The sequence below is a fragment of the Pseudomonas sp. 2(2015) genome, from assembly GCF_000955865.1.
GTDB lineage: Bacteria > Pseudomonadota > Gammaproteobacteria > Pseudomonadales > Pseudomonadaceae > Aquipseudomonas.
This window is the reverse complement of sequence record NZ_JYOF01000053.1, coordinates 1-679: the sequence shown is the minus strand read 5'-3', so window position 1 is coordinate 679 and position 679 is coordinate 1. Positions and strand designations below refer to the sequence as shown.

Sequence of the window (679 nt, the reverse complement as noted above, 5' to 3'; positions counted from 1 at the left end):
AGCACAAGGCCGAGCTCGGCGAGCTGGTGTCGATCGAAGCCGGCAAGATCACCCAGGAAGGCCTGGGCGAAGTGCAGGAAATGATCGACATCTGCGACTTCGCCGTCGGCCTGTCGCGTCAGCTCTACGGCCTGACCATCGCCTCCGAGCGTCCGGGCCATCATATGCGTGAAACCTGGCACCCGTTGGGCGTGGTTGGAGTGATCAGCGCCTTCAACTTCCCCGTCGCGGTCTGGGCCTGGAACACCACCCTGGCATTGGTGTGCGGCAACGCCGTGGTCTGGAAGCCGTCGGAGAAAACCCCGCTGACCGCGCTGGCCTGCCAGGCGCTGTTCGAAAAAGCCCTGAAAGCCTTCGGTGATGCGCCTGAAGGCCTGAGCCAGTTGATCATCGGTGATCGTGAGGCCGGCGAAGCGCTGGTCGATGATCCGCGCGTGCCGCTGGTCAGCGCCACCGGCAGCACCCGCATGGGCCGTGAAGTCGGCCCGCGGGTGGCTGCACGTTTCGGCCGCAGCATCCTCGAACTCGGTGGCAACAACGCGATGATTCTTGCACCGAGTGCCGACCTGGATCTGGCTGTGCGCGGCATCCTCTTCAGCGCCGTCGGTACTGCTGGCCAGCGCTGCACCACCTTGCGCCGGCTGATCGTCCATCGCTCGATCAAGGACGAAGTGGTTGC

At 64.8% G+C, this 679-nt stretch carries 1 protein-coding gene; it reads left to right on the top strand.

Annotated features, from left to right (window positions below):
• Nucleotides 1-679 (top strand): aldehyde dehydrogenase family protein (locus UB48_RS26885; RefSeq protein ID WP_045202422.1); only part of this gene is annotated, 679 nt, incomplete at both ends.